This is a genomic window from Alteromonas gracilis, from assembly GCF_002993325.1.
GTDB classification, from domain to species: Bacteria; Pseudomonadota; Gammaproteobacteria; order Enterobacterales; family Alteromonadaceae; genus Alteromonas; species Alteromonas gracilis.
In genome coordinates, this window is the sequence record NZ_PVNO01000027.1 from 1 (window position 1) to 18,883 (window position 18,883).

Here is an 18,883-nt window from a genome sequence, read left to right on the forward strand (position 1 = left end):
CTGAGGGATCCCCACGAATTTAATTTCATGTGCCTGCGGCCCAGGCCCCGTCGACTATGGAGCTGTACCATGTGAGTGCAGCTTTCCACTGTCGCATAGTGAATCTTATTCGGCAAGCAACAGCTCTCAGGCCGAGATAGTGGAATGACAGCACGCTTCTGGTTTCGGTATTGGCCTGGAAGCGCCGATGTTTATTCGAAGAGACGACCACCATACCCAGTAGTATAGCCACGAGTGACGCTAACGTAGTGAGCAATACCAGGATTGTTAGACGCTGCTTTTTCACGCTTTTATTTTGCTCATAGCCAAGCCCGAACTTGGTACTTTTCATGTCCCTAAAGCCTTCTTCAATCTGCATGCGCTGGCGATAAATAGCCACGACCTGTTTCGATAAGCGTCGATGAGATGCTAGTGATGTCGCCAACAGCCACGGGTCTTTCGCGCCTTGCGCATGGACTTTCGACCGCTTTGAGGCTTTGCGTGTACCGTCTGGATTTGAAGCGTGGCGTCCTTTCGTTTTCTGCTTGAACAGAACTAACGTACAGGCAAAGGGGTTACCTCTAGCTATTTCGCTGTTATCAAAGCGCTTTGGTCGTCCTGTCGCTTGAGCATAAAGGTGACGAATACACTGCCACGAATTTCCTCTATCAAGCGAGTAAAAGTGTGGCTTACGAATACGCCCGACAATATCCCAGCCTAACGCTGATACTTCCCTGAACCAAGGTGATTTATACCCTGCGTCGGTGACGATAATGGGCCGACAGTGTGAAGGTAATATGGCGTGCAAAGTTTTTAAGAATGCCTTGTGCGTAGCTGGTTTCTCTTTGGTCTTGTTGCAGTGAACTTCTTGATAAAGTGTGACGGGTCTACCTTTTAAAGATATTGCCGCGCGTAAAAGAAAATGTGCTTTACGGTCGTCTAAATCTGACCAGTCGATTGAGATAACAGGGCGTGATGTACTGCCACAAAATAGTTGGCATATAGATGCATAGACAAACGGTGTTTCACTTAATAGATGCGGGTTTGAAAGCAAGCGGTCGGCACGTTTAATCCGATGCTTCTCAAAGGCTTTATTGCTAATACCTCGACCTATGCTGGTTACGGTTGCTGCGCTCCCATCAAGAAGGCTTTTCACGCACGCCGTTAGTGCATCCTGACGAGCTTTATGCATTTTATAGCTGACAAGCGATACGACATTGTTCACAATAGATAGGGCATTCATGGCAGTTTGGTCTCGGTGATTTTTGGCGATTGATCTGATCACTAAACACCATGAATGTTCCTATCTTTCTTATCTCACTGATATCGTTATATTATTTGTGGGGATACCTCAGACTCTGACCCTATAATTTTGATTACTGGCGCTTTATTGGTAGTTCAGTCGTGTTCTTAACTTGCTTCAGTGCAAACGTAGAGCTTATATGGTCTACCAAAGGAAGATGTGTCAATTTCGTCTTCAGTAAAAACTCGTATTCTTCAATACTCTCCACGATGACTTTTAATAAGTAATCTTTTTCGCCGCTTGTGGTGTGACACTCCACAATTTCGTCGATGTTCTGCACGGCATTTTCAAAATCGGTTAACGAGTCACCGTCGTGGTTTTTTAGCGTCACATAGATAAAAACCGACACACCCAAGTTAAGCTTTTTACTGTTTAAAAGAGTGACTTTACCAAGAATAATGCCATCAGCTTCCATTCGTTTTACCCGCCTCCAACATGGAGTATGAGACAAGCCTACACGTTGGCTCAAGTCAGCCATTGACACCGTGGCGTCTTGTTGAAGAACGCGTAAAATCTCACGGTCAAATTTATCCAATTTCATTAACACTGTTTCCGTCGTTTTTATGATGTTTATTATATATCAAAAAAAAATCTAGGATAGCCATCCTAGAAAAATTGTATTCAATTCTATTGCGTTTCAGTTTGTAAATTTCATTAACAAACTTTGCAAGGCCTGTCCTCTGAATTATCGGATACACTTTGCAAAATGTTGATGAACCTCGCGTGGCCGGTAAGTGTAACGCAAAATGTCATCACACTCTCATATCAGCCCAATCTGGAAGCGTGTACTTTTCGTGACAGCAGCATATTGGGTAGGTTTCAATTCATCACGGTTTTAATAGGGAATATATGTCAGTTTTTGATCACCCAGAGTTCGATAATCACGAACATGTTGCATTCTATCACGATGAAAAAGCGGGCTTGAGTGCCATTATTGCTGTGCACAACACCAACTTGGGACCAGCACTCGGTGGTTGTCGTATGTGGCCCTACGTAAATAGTAGTGAGGCTTTAACTGATGTGTTGAGATTATCTAAAGGCATGACCTATAAAGCGGCAATGGCTAACCTAGCGCTTGGTGGTGGTAAATCTGTAATTATCGGTGATCCGAGAAAAGCAAAAACGCCTGAAATGATGAAGGCGATGGGTAAGTTTGTAGAGTCTCTTGGGGGCAAATACTTCACCGCGGAAGATTCAGGTATATCGGTGACTGATTTACAAACAATGGCGACTGAATCTGATTATATCGCTGGCGTTAATGCAAAATATCATTACTCAGGCGAAGTGCCTGATGGAAATCCTGCGCCCTCTACTGCTTATGGGGTGTTTGTAGGGTTAAAAGCGACGGTAGAATATGGTTTGAAGCGAAGCTTGGACGGTGTGAGTGTTGCTATTCAAGGTATGGGCCATGTGGGCTATCGTTTGGCGAAACATCTGCACGAGCACGGGGCTAAACTCTACGTTGCTGACATTTACCCTGAAGGTGTGGAAAAAGCAGTTGCTGAGTTTGGTGCGACAGCCGTGGCGCCGGAAGAAATATTGAGCCTAGATGTTGATGTACTCGCACCTTGTGCATTGGGAGCAGCCATTAACGACCAGACATTACCGGCAATAAAGGCAAAAGTCATTGCCGGCGCTGCGAATAACCAACTTGCCCGTGAAGACATGGGAGAGCTACTTCAGCAGCGCGGAATTCTATACGCGCCTGACTATGTAATTAATGCAGGTGGCGTTATTGATATTTTCCATCAGCGAATGGAATCAAGTTCCAATGAAGCGTTGCGCGCACACATAGAGCAAATTGGCGATACGCTGAAAGAAATTTATGAACGTGCAGAGCAGGACGGCGCAGCAACCAACCGCGTTGCAAATGTCATCGCAGAAGAGAGATTTACTATAAAGGGTTGAAAACTCTCGGCCAAGTAGTCATAATGCGCCCCGCACTCAAGCAGGGGCGAATGGCTCTGCACTGAATGCGATTTTCTATGGTGGGCTTTTGGTCCTCCCGCAATGATACTCTGTGAACTCGGTCAGGCCTGGAAGGGAGCAGCCGCAGCAGACGACTCATGTGCCGGGATGTGGCTGGAGGCCCGCCACCCAAATTCCTTTATTCTTCAGTTCTTTTGCTTTTCTTATTCTTCTCTGTTTCATCCAAGTATTTCAGTGCTTTACTAATGGCGTGCTCCACGTTCATTTCCATTTGATTACGCTCGCTTTGCGGCAAATAAAAAGCCATATCTACCTCATATCGAATATAACGAGGTGGGACTTGATTTAACGCCAAACAACACAAGTCGGCTAAGTAGTCAGGGCTTTTGGTTGTGTCCAATCCTAACTTGGTAATTCGTTCTAATACCAGGTGCTCATAATAATTATGAATGTCGTCATCTAGCTTCATGATTCTTCCCCATATAAATCTGACAGCGCTCTAATGTTGTCGTTTTGAATTAAGCTACAGTAATTTTTATCAGATGCAGTATCCATTTTTAGCTATGGACACATTTTTATACGCACACAGTGGTGTAACACAGCATTTGGATGTATGTCCTTATAATGTATAGCTTGTATTCTGTGGATGTCGAGGTGACGATGATAGAATAATAGCAGTCCGCATAGATAATCACCCACTCAGCGAGACTTAAATAAGCGCAAAAAGGCGAGAACGACATGAAAAAGAATATAGAGCCCTGCTACTACGGCGACTACCTCCAGCTAGATAAAATACTGGGGGCGCAAGACCTCCAAAGTGAAAAATACGGAGATGCCGCGCACGAGGAGATGTTGTTCATTATCGTTCATCAAGTTTATGAACTATGGTTCAAACAGGTACTTCACGAGCTCAATGCGGTTATTGATACCTTCAATCAAAAAACGGTGAAAGATCAGCAGTTGACCTTGGTTGTGCATAGACTACATAGAGTCATACAAATTCAAAAACTAATGAACGATCAAATTGCCATCATGGAAACCATGACACCGCAGCAGTTTTTGTCGTTTCGAGATTACCTTGTCCCTGCATCTGGGTTCCAAAGTATCCAGTTTAAACGTTTAGAGATTTCGCTCGGCTTAAAACGAGACTTTAGAATCGACTTCGATAAGCAAAGCTTCTATAACCGCCTTACAGATAAAGACAGGGCATTACTCGAAAACCTTGAAAGTAAACCAAGCTTGTTTGAGCTAGTAGATAAATGGCTGTCGAGAATGCCACTTTTAAAAACCGAGGGGTTCGACTTCTGGCAATATTATAAAAATGCGACAGACGAAATGTTAAATGATGATCATCACACCATTTCAACCAACGACATGTTATCTGAGACAGAGAGACGCCAAGAGTTAAAAGACTTGAAAGCGACTAAAGAGAACTTCGATGCTCTGTTTGACGAAGCTAAATTTGAAAAACTGAGGGGCGAAGATAAATTTCGTTTAAGTCATAAAGCATTGCTTTCGGCGCTATTTATCAAGCAGTACTCAGAAGAACCCATTTTTAATCTTCCTTTTCAGCTCATCACTGCTCTGACTGAAATTGACGAACAACTCACTATCTGGCGCTATCGCCATGCGATGATGGTTCAGCGAATGCTGGGCACTAAAATTGGCACAGGAGGCTCATCTGGGCATCATTATCTCAAGAAAACGACTGAATCGAACCGCATCTATTTAGACTTCTTTAACATGGCGACTTTTTTACTACCTAAAAGTGCGTTGCCAGACTTGCCAGAGACTGTAAGAAAGCAATTGGGCTTTTATCTGCAGTAAATCTATATTCGAAAAAATGCATTTAAATTAAATGTTTATTGAAAATTTGGGCCGGTTCAACCGAACATCGCTCAAAAGAGTTGTTTCGTCGCAAGCCGCGCATAAATGAGTTGATTATTTTGCTCTGGTTAGTCAATTATCCTTTCGGATAATATTTATTATCTTTAATAAATACAAAGGTTTAGGTTGGCTTAATTGATTTTTCATAAAAGCTTAATACTGGACCATGACTAACCAGGGAATACGTACATGTATCAAATCAAGAGAAGTGCAGTTGCATTAGCAGTTGCACTGTCAATTGGTGCAACTGCACCAGCTTTAGCAAATAATACCAATGGCTCAATTCAGGGAACATCTGTTCAAGTAAATGGCAGCAGCCTTGCAAATGTTACTGTTACCATCGAAAACTTAGATACGGGTCTAACACGCTCTGTACAAAGTGATGAGTCAGGAAACTTCCGCTTTCCATTACTTCCTGCTGGTAACTACAAAGTTACCGCAGAAAAGAATGGATTTCGTACTACCATTCAAGAATCTGTAAAAGTAGGGATTAGCGGCAAAACAAACCTAGATATGCGTCTTGCCAGCGATGATGTAGAGCGTATTGAGGTTACTGGCACCACTATTGCCATGGTTGACGTGACGAGTTCAAGTACTGGTATCGTAGTAGATAGCGTAACGTTAGATAGAGTACCGGTTCCACGTAACCTAACTTCTGTTGCGCTATTAGCGCCAGGCACAACGCAAGGTGATTCTGCTTTTGGAGATTTGCCTTCAATTGGTGGTGCATCAGTTGGCGAGAATGGTTATTACGTCAACGGCTTGAATATTACTAATTTCCGTACTGGCGTGGGTTCAAGTGAGCCACCGTTTGATATGTATGAAACGTTTGAAGTCAAAACGGGTGGTTATTCAGCAGAGTTTGGGCGTGTAACAGGCGGTGTTATAAACGCTAAAACCAAAAGTGGTACTAACGAGTTTAAAGCGGGTGCTAACTTCTATTGGGAGCCAGATTCACTTCGTGAACAGCGTGATTCTTCACGCAATAACGTAAATAGCTTGTACCGAATTGACAACACGCAAGATGAAGTCGATGAGTGGGACGTTAACGTATGGGCAAGTGGCGCTTTAATTGAAGATAAGTTGTTCTTCTATGCGTTATTCAACCCTCGTTCAGCAGAAAATAACTACGCTGGTGCGCAAACTAATACTTCTGATGGTGTTCTTCAGAACGGCTATTTCGAAAAAGATGACGATGCATTTTGGGTAGCCAAAGTTGATTGGTATGTTACAGAGAACAATATTCTTGAAATCACAGCCTTTTCTGATGAGCGCTCGACAGAAATCACGACTTATGATTCCGTTGACGCCGGTGATTACACTAATGGACGTGTAGGCTATGAAGACGAAGGCGGCTTAAACTATACCGCTAAGTGGACGAGCATTATTAATGATGACTTCTCAATTTCTGCTCAGTATGGCATTAACAAACAAGACAGAACAGTACGAAGCGAGTTAGACGGCAACCCAGTGGTTTATTACCGCTATGACAGCACCGCATCATTCGTTCCTACAAACACATGGGCTAATTTCACCGCGGAGCAAGGTGATGATGAGCGCGAAGTTATTCGACTGGACGCAGACTGGTATGCGGGCGATCACTCGGTACGATTTGGTGTAGACTACGAAAAACTTACTTCAAACAGCAACACAGTTAACTCGGGTGGCGCTTATTATCTATATTACGTAGATGACAGTGATGCTGCTAACGAAGAAATTTATCAGGTCCGTTATCGCGACTATAACGTTGGAGGCCAATTCGATTCTGAAAACTTCGCTTTTTATGTTCAAGACCAATGGCAAGTTACAGACACCTTAGTCATTAACGCAGGTCTTCGTAACGATACATTCGAAAACTTCAATGCTGATGGCGAATCTTTCGCAAAACTCGATAACCAGTGGGCACTTCGTTTAGGCGCAGTATGGGATGTATTTGGTGATGGTGAGACCAAAGCATGGGCAAGCTACGGTAGATACTACTTACCTATTGCAGCAAACACCAATATCCGTCTAGCAGGCGCGGAAACTTACACACAAGAGTACTACGCGTTTGAAGGTTTCGCTGATGAAGCTTTGGGCATTCCTAATTTGACGGGCGCTAAAACTCAGCCTGATGATGTATTCGCTGACGGTACTGCAAAGTCTCCAGATGAAATTGTGGATCAAAACTTGGATTCAATGTACTCGGATGAATTTATCGCAGGTTATCAATTCCAATTGAATGATGAATGGAGCATGTCAATTCAAGGTACGTATCGTGAGCTTTCAACCACTATTGAAGATATGGCTATTGATGCGGCGGTTATTGAGTGGGCGGCAGCAAATGGTTACGGTGACGTATCTGATATCTGGGATGGGTTCCACCAGTATGTACTAACAAACCCTAATTCTGATATGCGCATTGGCACTACTGAATTGCCGGGTGCAGAGGGTGAGTTAGTGTACATGGACTTGTCTGCTGAAGATCTAGGCTACCCAGATTCAATTCGTAAGTATGCCGCTGTTGATTTTATGTGGCAGAGAGCATGGGACGGTGTGTGGATGCTTAACGCAGCGTATACGTGGTCACATAGCTGGGGTAACAACGAAGGTTATGTTCGCTCTGACAACGGTCAAGATGACGCAGGTCTCACAACGTTGTTCGACCAACCGGGACTGCTTGATAACGCCTATGGTGATTTGCCAAACGACAGACGTCACCAAGTGAAGTTGTACGGTGCTTATGCGGTGACTGAAGATCTAACCCTTGGTGCCAACCTTCAATTCTGGACTGGCCGTCCAATCAATGCCTTTGGCTATCATCCAACAGATATTTTTGCTCAAGCTTATGATTCAGAGTCATTCTTCGCCGGTGGTGAGCCAGCACCTCGTGGGTCTCGTGGCCGCACCAGCAGTTATTATTCTATCGACGTATCTGCTTCCTACAATATAGATATAGGTGACGAGCAGAAGCTGGTTGTTAGAGCGGATATTTTCAACCTTCTTAACAACGACCGCGTTACAGAAGTTAATGAAATATATGATGACGAGGGCTCAGCTGATCCAACAAATCCTGACGTAAACCCGAATTACGGTCTGCCAACTGCGTGGCAAACTCCTAGATACGTTCGTTTCAGCGTGAACTACTCGTTCTAGAGAGCAGACTTAATCAAAATTTAGGGCAGGGCGCGAGTAAATCTTATTTACAGGCTCCGCCCGTTTTGATTAGTGTTTAAAAATCAACCAAGGAGCGTTGTTTTATAGAGGCTTAATGTTAAATGTAAGTTAATATTTACAAATTGCGGTGAAAATACAAAAAAAAATTGAACTTTCTTGGAACACCCGTCTGATCGCTGTTGACCACTCACTAACGATGTGGTTATTATCAAAGTGAGGCTTCGACCTTACTAATAAAAATTCGTTATATAAACGATTTACGACACACACTAATAACGTTAGTGGTCCAGGGAGACAATACATGTTTACAAACTCTAAGCTGGCTAAGTCAGTGAAGTTAGCGTGCGCTTTTGGTGCGGTAGCTGCGACAGGAATCAGCGTACCTGCGTACGCACAAGAAGATGCTCAAGTAGAAGAAGCTGCAGTTGAAAAAGTGCAGGTTGTTGGTTCTCGTATCCGTAAAGTAGACTTCGTCAGCAACGCGCCAGTTGCTACGGTTGGTATAGAACAGTTTGAACTAACTAACTCAGTTAACACTGAAGCGCTTCTAAACACGCTTCCTCAAACAATTCCAGGCCTAGACCGTTCTTCAAATAACCCAGGCGGCGGTATCGCTACTGTTGACCTTCGTGGTCTTGGTACTAACAGAACACTAGTTCTAATTGATGGCGTTCGCGCTGTACCTACAACTTCTGGCGGTACAGTTGACATCAACACAATTCCAGCTGCGCTTATCGAAAACGTAGAGGTACTAACAGGTGGTGCATCTGCGGTATATGGTTCTGACGCGGTTGCGGGTGTTGTTAACTTCGCACTTAAAAAGAATTTTGAAGGTGTAGATTTCAATACTAGTTTTGAAACTACTGAAGAAGGTGATGCTGAGATTTGGAACGGCTCACTAACGCTAGGTGGCAACTTCGCTGATGACCGCGGTAACGTAGTTGTGAGCATGCAGTATACTGAGCGTTCGGCGCTTTTTGCTGATTCTCGCGATATTTCTAGCATCGCACTAACAGATGCTGTTGGCGATGACGGCCGTCTATTCCTAGAGCCTTTCGGTTCATCAGGTGTACCTGGTACATCTATCTTCACTGCAGGCCTACCAGATTCTTTCAATAGCGGTGCTATATTCAATCAGGACGGTACTATTCGTCCATTCGTTCAAGGCGGTGCTGAGAACGATTTTTATAACTTTGCTCCAGTAAACTATCTACAGTTACCACAGCAACGTCACAACATCACTGCAATCGGTCACTTTGAAATCAATGACACTACTGAAGTTTACATGCGCGGTAGTTTTGCTAACAGTGACGTACCACAGCAGCTAGCTGCGACACCTATTTTCCAGACGTCAACATTTACGCTAGACGGAAACCCGTTCATTGACCCAACAGCACAGCAGATCCTTTCTGACGCAGTTGGCGGTGACGTAGATACCGACGGTGACGGCATTGCCGATACTGGTACAGCATTCTTACGTCGTCGTTTGTTAGAAGTTGGTCCTCGTATCGTTGAAGACGACAACACAATGTTCTCTATGCTTGCTGGCCTACGTGGTTCGTTTGGCGATTCAGCATGGACGTACGACACGTATTTCCAAACTGGCCGTGTAAACCAAAACTCTATCCAGTTAGGTAACGTAAACCGTGCACGTTTTGACCAAGCGCTTATTCTTGCCACAGATGAAGCTGGAAACGTTATTCTTGACGCAAACGGTGATCCAAGCTGTGCGAACACAGCGGCAAATGGCTCACTAGTAAGCTGTTCTCCAATGAATCTGTTTGGTGAAGGTAATATCTCAGCAGAAGCTGCTGACTTCCTTCGTACTCGCGTAAACTCTACCTCTGAGTACGAGCAGAAACTTTTCGGTTTCAACATTTCTGGCGACACCATGGACTTCGTAGAACTTCCTGGTGGTCCAATCGGAATCGCGTTTGGTTTCGAACGTCGTGAAGAAAGCTTCTCGTTCGACCCATCACAAGACCTTGCTGCAGGTACAATCGCTGGATTTAACGGTTCAGGCCCTGTTGCTGGTAGCTTCGATGTAAATGAATACTTTGTAGAAGCATATCTACCTCTTGTTGAAGGTGTAGAGTTCGCTGAACTTATCGACCTTGAGTTAGCATACCGCTATGCAGATTGGTCAACAGTAGGTGGCGTAAATGCGTATAAAGTAGCCGGTTCATGGACTATTAACGATACACTTCGTTTCCGTTCAAGCTTCAACCGTGCGGTACGTGCGCCTAACATTGGTGAGCTTTTCTCTCCACAGAACGAAGGCTTCCCACCAGCGGAAGATCCATGTTCATCTAAAGCATCTAACCAATCAGATGCAGTTCGCGCAATTTGTACAGCGACTGGTGTACCTGCTAACGCGGTATTCACTCCTACGCTAGACGCAGTATCTGGTCAGACTCGTCAGGTAAGCGGTGGTAACCCTAATCTTCAAGAAGAAACTGCTGACACAATGTCTGTCGGTTTTGTTATTACGCCAATGGACGACTTCAGCGTGTCTGTTGACTACTTTGACATTGAAATTGAAGATGCAGTATTTGGTTTTGGTGGCGGTACTAACAACGTACTTTCTACCTGTTACGACCCATCAAATGAGCTAGGCGGTGTTGGTTCTGCATTCTGTGATGTTGTAAACCGTCGCCCTGATGGCTCTATCGATTTCGTTGAAATCCTTAGCCAGAACGTAGGTTCAATCAAGCTTACAGGTGTGGATATCGTTGCTGACTACGCAATGGAAGTTGCGGGTGGCGATATGCGTGTTAACTACCTTGCTACTTACACCACTGAGAGCTCGTTCCAGTCATTCGCTGGCTCAGAGGTTATCGACTGTGCGGGTACATTTGGTAACACTTGTGGCGAGCCTACTCCAGAGTACGTTCACCGTATGACTGTTGCTTGGGGCATGGATGACTTTGACGTTCAGCTTCTATGGCGCTTCATCGGTGCAACGGAAGATGACGACAACGGTACTGTTTTCTTCCAAGAAGATACAGGTTCATTCAGCTACTTCGATCTGTCTGGTACTTACCACATTGGCGAAAACTACCGTCTAAATGCAGGTATTCGTAACATTGCAGACCGCGAAGCACCTCGTTTCGGAGACAACGCTGAGCAGTCAAATACATACCCTGCAACATACGATGTATTTGGTAGAACTTACTTCGTAGGTATCTCAGCTAGCTTCTAATAGCTTATTGCTTTTTAAAAAAGTGGGCATTGCCCACTTTTTTTTTGCTTTTTGTAAGGAGAACCATGGGCACGATAGACGATTGGAATCAGTACTGGAACGAAAATCCTGATAGTAAAGTTTTGTTCACCGGAGACGATGGCAAAAGTATTTTAGATTTTGAGCACTTTTGGTCTAAAAACTTACCAAATGAGACAGCAATGCAGAGCGTAATCGATATAGCATGCGGTGCTGGCGCTCTCTTTCAAATTTTTGGTGATAAACGTTTTCATCGCAAAGTAGGTTTAGATTGTAGTGTAGATGCACTAAATTCCTTGAAAAAAAATGTTCCTGATGCACAGGTTATACTGAATAAGGCGTCCCAACTTCCAAAAGAAAAATTGATTGAGTTCGATTTGATTGTAAGTCAGTTTGGTATTGAGTATTTAGGTGCCGAGGCAATTAAAAATATGCCAACGATGATGAAAGAAGGCTCGAGGTTCATTGCTCTTTGTCACTATAAAAACGGACACATATATTCTCGATATAATCGTGAAAAGGAGGGGATGGAGACGCTGTTTGAAATTCATGCTTTCGAAAATGCATTGCAGATAGCTGATTTGATTGTGACTGACCCAAACGTTTATGAAGATCGCGCTAAGCAATATCTATCTCATCTATCAACATTGGACAACAAGTGGTGTGCGGGTAGTCTTCATTTCGTCAATGGAATTAAACAGTTATTTCTAGCTTACAAACACTATGAACATTCTGATATATTGGCATGGATAAAGGGCTTTGAGCAGCAGTTAGAAACGATCTATCGCCGCGTCTCAGCTATCTGTGACGTAGCATTATCAACATCTGACATAAAAGAGATAACCAATGGTAAATATTCAGATAGCTGGGTTGTTCGCCCGTTTTTACTCAAAAATAAAAACTTACCGGTAGCTTGGGATTTGAGATTTAAAAAAGAGTGAACAATGAAAAACCTTCAAAGCATAATGAGCCTTCATCAGAGGGGCCATTTGGCAGAGGCTGAGGCAGGTTACAAGTTACTGTTTGATAAGAATGCTTCTGATATAAACCTGAATTATCTGTACGGAAAATTGCTTCTTGATACAAACAGGGCCGCAAACGCCTTTCCGCTTTTGGCATATGCATACGAAAAGACGCAATCCAATATTAACGTACTATATGAATATGCCAAATGTCTTCTATCTCTCAACAGATATGAAGACGCCTACCGCTGTCTAACGCCTTTTAATAACAAGTCACTAGAAACAACAAAGCTGTTTCTTCGAGCTGCTAGCGGTGTTTGCAGTGATATTGAACTTGAGAGCTGGTATAAAAAACTAAAAACGTCTCAAAATACTATTGCGTTAACCAATTATGTTGCAGGCCTATTCGATAATAGAGGAGTGCTTACAAAGGCCTCCGAACTTTATAGAACAGTTCTCAAAGCGGATGAGAATAACACTACAGCGCTGCATAATTTAGCGACAGTTTTTAGGCGTTTAGAAAATCCTGAAGAGGCGCTAAACCTTTTAAAGCGGGCTCAACTAAACGGGCTCAATAATTTTCAACTGTATCATAACCTAGGCAATGCGTATTCAGACCTGAATATTCTTGAAAGCGCAATAGAGTCATATGAGAGAGCCATTCAGTTAAATCCCTATTACGTTGACAGCTATAAAAATCTTTCATCTATATACATAGAAGTTGGTCTAATTAATAAATCGTTATCGATTTTTGAGTCTGCCATTCAAAGCGGGATTACAAGCAATGATATGCTTATTGCTTTGGCTGAAAACTATTTGCGGATGGGGAAAGTTGAGTCAGCTGAAACTTTATTGAGTAGCCACCCTAATTTAGATCGTTCGTCAGTAGCATACTTGCAATGCAAGGCACGTCTATATCATGCAGATGAAAATTACCAAGAAGCTTATATGCTGTTAAAGGATAAAACAGACTCAGCTTTGATTCTAGACGCCGCCCAGTATGCACTACAAATAGATGAGCCAGGTTATGTACTTAACACTATGCCATCATTAACAACATCTAGCGATTCATCTGTTATGGCAAAAGCATATTTGGCTGTGGCAGAGAGACTTTCAAAACGCAATCAACATCGAAAAAGTTACTGTCACTATTCAATGTTAGTGAGATCCTACCAGTTACCAAACGTGGTTGGAGGAAAAGCATCTAGTGACTTTATCGCCTTGTTAAAAGAGCATGTATCTCGGTTGCATAGCGCCAAATCGGCACCTCTTCAACAGACGGTCAATGGTGGTACTCAAACCCGTGGGAATATCTTGTCCTCGAGCAATGAGCACCTAACAGAATTACGTCTTTTCTTTGAAAATTCGGTCAGGGAATACATATCAGAAGTCAAAGCAATAGACGATCTGCATGAGTTCGTTGTTTTGCCGAACAACGATTTTAGAATCGTAGGAGCATGGTCCGTTTTTCTATCTGATAAAGGGTACCACACAAATCATGTTCATCCAGAAGGACGCTTAAGTGCTGTTTTTTACATTGAAATACCATCTGAGTTAGCACATGAGAAACATGAGGGATATTTGTCTTTTGGTACTCCAAATTTTAAACTTAAAACTAATCTAACTCATGAATACACTGTTCGGCCTGAAGTTGGCAAGTTGGTTATTTTCCCCTCTTACTTTTGGCACGGCACCATCCCATTTAAATCTGATGAAAAGCGATTAACTATAGCATTTGATATCTCATCTTCTTGAATAATAAAAAGAGACAACAATGACAAATTTTTGGAACAAAGAGTTAAACTTCGATGAACTTAAATCGAGCTTCGCTGAAGACGGCAAAGTGCGTGTTAACAAAGTATTGGACTTCGAGTTTGCTGCACTTTCATTTAAAGCATTAAACGAAAGAGTTGAATTTGATACCGCTATGTATGTGGACGGTAAAAATGCTGTGATGAGTAAAAAAGAATGGAACGGGTTAGAAGACACGCAACGCCAGCAGATATATTTTCATTTAATGGAAAATGCAGCAATGGGTAATGGTTTCTCTTACGGACGCAAGTACATAACAGCCGAAGAAAAAGACTCGTTTCTGCTCAATTTTTATAAAAGCATAAACAGTGAAGAAGTGTTAGACGTCATTCGTAACATAACGGGAAAAAATGATATTAACTACGCTAGTATGCAAGCAACAAAGTACGTCCCAGGCCAGTTTTTAACTCGACATAAAGATGATGTTCAATCTGAAGGCAGAAAATTGGCATATGTTTTTAATTTGTCGCCTGAATGGCACCCTGATTGGGGAGGACTGTTACAGTTTTTCAATAACGATGGTGAGACTTTAGAAAGCTGGACTCCTACATTCAATACATTAAGTTTGTTTGACGTAAAACATATACATAGCGTCACGTATTTAACACCGTTCGCTAAAAAACCGCGATACGCTTTAACCGGATGGTTTGGAACACGCTAGGTTTTTGACCAATTCATGCAGTGTCAAGCTACAACTTAACTTAATTGATTTAGAAAGAGACGCTTAATCATGTGAATATAATTTAAGCGATCAACTTCGAAAGTTGTAGATGTAAAGAGGTCGTTACTTGACTCGTTACACCGTTCCATGTGAGTATACTACGTTCGTAGTACTGAACATTGACGTCAGTGCTACATTCCTGAAACAAAATTGTGAAAGTTTTATACGCCCCTTGCCCGAATATTTTCCTTATCGGCGAGGATTCAAATAAGAAATTTGGTTGGGAACTATGTCCAAAATGAGCAAGAGAACTCTTATTGCTTCTACTGTTATGGGTGCATTCGCACTAACAGGTAGTGCAGTCTCTGCAGATACGCTAGAAGATCTTCATAAAGAAGAAGCGAAAATCCACGCGGCTGCAGCGAAATCTCAAGAAAAAATCAACACGTTGTTTGAACAGTCTCAAGAACTACTCGTTGAGTATCGTCAAACAGTAGATGAGACAGAAAACCTTAAAATCTACAATGATTACATCGCTAGCCTAGTTGCAGACCAGCAGCGCGGTATCGATTCACTTCAGCGTCAAATCGACAGCATCGAACAAACTAAGCAGGGCATCGTTCCTCTTATGTTCCGTATGATTGACAGCCTAGAGCAGTTCATCAAACTAGACCGTCCTATCCGTTTGGAAGAGCGTTTACAGCGCGTTGAACGTCTTCGTGACCTTATGGCTAACTCTAACGTTACTGTTTCTGAACAGTTCCGTCAGGTGCTAGAGGCCTACTTAGTAGAAGTTGAGTACGGTACTAAGATCAACTCTTACCAAGGCACTATTGATGATGCAGGTACGGAAGTTACTGTTGATTTCTTTAACCTAGGTCGTACGGCGTTACTAGCTCTTTCACTTGATCAAACGCACGCGTGGGTTTGGAACAATGAAAGCCGCTCTTGGGAGAAGCTAGGTGATGAGTACCTTTCTTCGACTATTGACGCAGTGAAAATGGCGAACGGAACCATTCCTGCGGCTCTTGTTAAACTACCAATTAGCGCAGCGGAGTAATTGTTAATGAAACCAGTATTCAAATCTCTTTTAGCCGCTGTGACAGTTGCAGTTGCGGCAACCGGAGCGCAGGCTCAGGAAGCAAAGAGCCTGAAAGACCTTCTAGATCAGGTTCAACAGAACCGTGTTTCTGAAGCGAAACTAGACAAGCAACGCGAAGCTGAATTCCAATCAGCTCGTGCTGACAAGCAAGCGCTTCTTCGCAAGGCTCAAGCAAATCTTAAAGCCGAGCAAGATCGTGGTGATCGTCTACAGAAGCAATTCTCAGACAACGAAGTGACACTTAACGAAAAAGCGGCTGAACTAGACCAAGCAACCGGTACGCTTGGTGAAATGTTTGGTGTGGTACGTCAAGCATCATCTGAAGCTTACGGTCGTATTTCTACTTCAATCGTAAGTGCTCAGTTCCCTGGTCGTGGACAGTTCTTAGCAGAAATGTCTGAAGATTCTAAAGGTCTTCCTAACATCAAAGAACTAGAAGACCTATGGTTTGCACTTCAAAAAGAAATGACTGAAGGCGGTGAAGTAGTTAAGTTTACAACTGAAGTTGTAAACCTTGACGGTGGTTCTTCACAACAAGAAGTTCTTCGTGTTGGTACCTTCAACCTTGTTGGTGAGAATGGTTACTTAGCATACGATGCAGAGTCTGAAGTTGTTCAGCCTCTAGGTCGTCAACCAGACGGTCACTTTGTTGCGTCTGCAGAAGAGCTAATTGACGCGACTTCAGGTTTCACGCCTTTCTATGCTGACCCATCTCAAGGCGGTATCCTTGGTCTATTGAAGCAGAAAGCAACAATGTCTGAGCGTTACCACGCTGGTGGCCCAGTAGGTTACACAATCACACTAATGCTTGCTGTTGGTCTACTAATTGGTCTTTACAAAATGATCACGTTGACGATCACTGGTGGAAAAATGCGTTCACAGCTTAAGAACGTAAACAATCCTTCAGAAGGTAATCCACTAGGTCGTATCCTTAAAGTTTATCAAGAGAACAAAACTGCTGACGCAGAAAACCTTGAGCTTAAACTTGATGAAGCGATTCTTCGTGAACTTCCGAAAATTGAAAGCGGTATTAACGTAATCAAGATTTTTGCAGCGATTGCTCCACTACTTGGTCTACTAGGTACGGTACTAGGTATGATCGAGACGTTCCAAACCATCACATTATTCGGTACTGGTGACCCTCGTATGATGGCAGGAAGTATCTCAATGGCTCTTGTAACTACTGCTCAGGGTATTATCGCGGCTCTGCCACTAATCCTTATGCACAGCATCGTAGCTTCTCGTAGCAAGTCAATCATCCACATTCTTGATGAGCAAACTGCTGGTATCATAGCTGCTCACACAGAGTCGGAGAAAGCGTAATATGAATTACCTGATTGGATTATTCGAATCGGTCAGGGACTTTATCGCTACCGGCGGTGACGTACTTTACTTCGTTGCTGCCGCGCTCTTTCTTATGTGGGTTTTAATGATTGAGCGTTACTGGTATTTAACCTCGGTCTTCCCAAAGGTGAAGAAAAACATCATCGCGAATTGGGATGCCCGAGCAGATACCACATCATGGTATGCGCATAGAATCCGTGACGCGTGGATTTCTCAAGCGTCAGACGATCTAAACGCTAGAATGCTGATTATCAGAACCATTATTGCAATGTGTCCACTAATCGGTCTACTTGGAACAGTAACCGGTATGATCAGTGTTTTCGAGACAATGGCAACGCAGGGCACCAGCAACGCACGTCTAATGGCAGCTGGTATCTCTATGGCAACTATCCCGACAATGGCGGGAATGGTAGCCGCGCTATCTGGGCTGTTCATCAGTTCACGTCTTGAAGCGAAAGTGAAGCTGGCAAGAGAAGGGCTAGTTGATAGCCTGCCACATCATTAGAGAGAGAGATTATGGCTCGAAAAGTCAGAACCGAGGAAGAAGATGCACAGATTGACATGACGCCCATGTTGGACATCGTGTTTATCATGCTGATTTTCTTTATCGTTACCACTGTTTTCGTTAAAGAAGCAGGGATCGAAGTCAACAAGCCAGATGCGAGCCAGGCGATTCTTCACAAAAATGCAAACATTTTCATCGCCGTAACTGAAGACGGAAATGTATGGCTAGACAAGCGTGAAGTAGCGCCGGACAGCGTAAGAGCGAATATTGAAAGACTGCTAACCGAGCAGCCAACTGACTACGTAATCATTCAAGCTGATGTTAAAGCGAAGCATGGTTTAGTAGTTGAGATTATGGATCAGGTTAAAGCCGCTGGCGTTAACCGAGTCTCGGTAGCGGCAAGGGGATAAGATGTTACGTATACTTGTATCTATTGTATTAGGTGCTGCGGTTGCATTTGCCCTTTTCGTTCTGATGGCTAAGTTGATTGAAAATTCATCTAGACCAGCAGACGAAGTACCGCCTGCACCGGTTATCGATATTGTTATGCAGGAACCAGACGACCAAACGCAAACGCGTACTCGTGTTCCACCGCCACCGCCGCCTCCACCTCCACAGCCTCCAAAAATGGAGCAAGTAGAGCCGGAAGCAGCAGAACCTGACGCAGATGGTTTTAGTTTAGCTATTCCATCTATTGACACAGGTGGTGTTGGTGTAAATATTGGTGGCGTTGGTGCAATGCAGCGTGACGGTGAAGCAACACCTATCGTTCGTATCGATCCGAAATATCCACCTGATGCTGCCCGCGACGGTCGTGAAGGTTGGGTAAGACTGTCTTTCACTATCAACGAAGTTGGTGGTGTAGATGATATTGAAGTTATTGATGCTGAACCTAAGCGTATTTTCGACCGTGAAGCACGTCGTGCTCTACGTAAGTGGAAATACAAGCCTAAGATTGTTGACGGCAAAGCTGTTAAACAACCTGGCATGTTCGTACAGCTAGACTTTAAACTGGAGCAATGA

At 43.4% G+C, this 18,883-nt stretch carries 14 protein-coding genes, 1 other RNA gene and 1 pseudogene; 13 read left to right on the plus strand and 3 right to left on the minus strand.

The window, feature by feature from the left end:
- Positions 1-25: 25 nt before the first annotated feature.
- Positions 26-1,264, minus strand: coding sequence for an IS4 family transposase (locus tag C6Y39_RS13365; RefSeq protein ID WP_240618812.1), 1,239 nt, complete (start codon positions 1,262-1,264; stop codon positions 26-28).
- A 91-nt stretch (positions 1,265-1,355) separates the two neighbouring features.
- A complete protein-coding gene (locus C6Y39_RS13370) occupies positions 1,356-1,823 on the minus strand; it encodes an Lrp/AsnC family transcriptional regulator (RefSeq protein ID WP_071817410.1) in 468 nt (155 codons plus the stop codon).
- A 308-nt stretch (positions 1,824-2,131) separates the two neighbouring features.
- Between C6Y39_RS13370 and C6Y39_RS13375 the strand changes: the two genes are divergently transcribed.
- Together C6Y39_RS13375 and ffs are read left to right on the plus strand one after the other, a co-directional pair.
- Positions 2,132-3,190: a Glu/Leu/Phe/Val dehydrogenase dimerization domain-containing protein gene (locus C6Y39_RS13375; protein ID WP_105931765.1), complete on the plus strand. Its 1,059-nt coding sequence runs from the start codon at positions 2,132-2,134 to the stop codon at positions 3,188-3,190.
- Between the two features lie 86 nt (positions 3,191-3,276).
- Positions 3,277-3,373, plus strand: an RNA gene (gene ffs, locus C6Y39_RS13380) — signal recognition particle sRNA small type.
- A gap of 16 nt (positions 3,374-3,389) precedes the next feature.
- Here the strand turns inward: ffs and C6Y39_RS13385 are convergent.
- Complete coding sequence (locus C6Y39_RS13385; protein WP_105931766.1) at positions 3,390-3,680, minus strand: late competence development ComFB family protein; 291 nt, start codon at positions 3,678-3,680, stop codon at positions 3,390-3,392.
- 263 nt (positions 3,681-3,943) lie between these two features.
- Here C6Y39_RS13385 and C6Y39_RS13390 point away from each other — a divergent pair.
- The 11 genes and pseudogenes from C6Y39_RS13390 to C6Y39_RS13440 all read left to right on the plus strand — a co-directional run.
- Positions 3,944-5,038: pseudogene (locus C6Y39_RS13390) on the plus strand (tryptophan 2,3-dioxygenase family protein); the annotation flags it as partial.
- 249 nt (positions 5,039-5,287) lie between these two features.
- Positions 5,288-8,233: a TonB-dependent receptor gene (locus C6Y39_RS13395; RefSeq protein WP_105931768.1), complete on the plus strand. Its 2,946-nt coding sequence runs from the start codon at positions 5,288-5,290 to the stop codon at positions 8,231-8,233.
- 322 nt (positions 8,234-8,555) lie between these two features.
- Positions 8,556-11,456: a TonB-dependent receptor domain-containing protein gene (locus C6Y39_RS13400; protein WP_105931769.1), complete on the plus strand. Its 2,901-nt coding sequence runs from the start codon at positions 8,556-8,558 to the stop codon at positions 11,454-11,456.
- 65 nt (positions 11,457-11,521) lie between these two features.
- Positions 11,522-12,415 (plus strand): class I SAM-dependent methyltransferase, encoded by an 894-nt coding sequence (locus C6Y39_RS13405; protein WP_105931770.1) that lies wholly within the window; start codon positions 11,522-11,524, stop codon positions 12,413-12,415.
- Between the two features lie 3 nt (positions 12,416-12,418).
- Positions 12,419-14,191, plus strand: coding sequence for a 2OG-Fe(II) oxygenase family protein (locus tag C6Y39_RS13410; RefSeq protein WP_105931771.1), 1,773 nt, complete (start codon positions 12,419-12,421; stop codon positions 14,189-14,191).
- 19 nt (positions 14,192-14,210) lie between these two features.
- A complete protein-coding gene (locus tag C6Y39_RS13415) occupies positions 14,211-14,909 on the plus strand; it encodes a 2OG-Fe(II) oxygenase family protein (RefSeq protein WP_105931772.1) in 699 nt (232 codons plus the stop codon).
- Positions 14,910-15,207: 298 nt separating this feature from the next.
- Complete coding sequence (locus C6Y39_RS13420; RefSeq protein WP_105931773.1) at positions 15,208-15,969, plus strand: DUF3450 domain-containing protein; 762 nt, start codon at positions 15,208-15,210, stop codon at positions 15,967-15,969.
- A gap of 6 nt (positions 15,970-15,975) precedes the next feature.
- On the plus strand, positions 15,976-17,334 hold the full coding sequence (locus C6Y39_RS13425; RefSeq protein ID WP_105931774.1) for a MotA/TolQ/ExbB proton channel family protein: 1,359 nt from the start codon (positions 15,976-15,978) through the stop codon (positions 17,332-17,334).
- Position 17,335: 1 nt separating this feature from the next.
- The gene (locus C6Y39_RS13430) at positions 17,336-17,860 is read left to right on the plus strand and encodes a MotA/TolQ/ExbB proton channel family protein (RefSeq protein ID WP_012517736.1); all 525 of its coding nucleotides are present in this window, start codon (positions 17,336-17,338) and stop codon (positions 17,858-17,860) included.
- An 11-nt stretch (positions 17,861-17,871) separates the two neighbouring features.
- Positions 17,872-18,270 carry an ExbD/TolR family protein gene (locus C6Y39_RS13435; RefSeq protein ID WP_012517737.1) on the plus strand — a complete coding sequence of 133 codons (399 nt, stop codon included), beginning with the start codon at positions 17,872-17,874 and terminating at the stop codon, positions 18,268-18,270.
- A 1-nt stretch (position 18,271) separates the two neighbouring features.
- Positions 18,272-18,883 (plus strand): energy transducer TonB, encoded by a 612-nt coding sequence (locus tag C6Y39_RS13440; RefSeq protein WP_105931775.1) that lies wholly within the window; start codon positions 18,272-18,274, stop codon positions 18,881-18,883.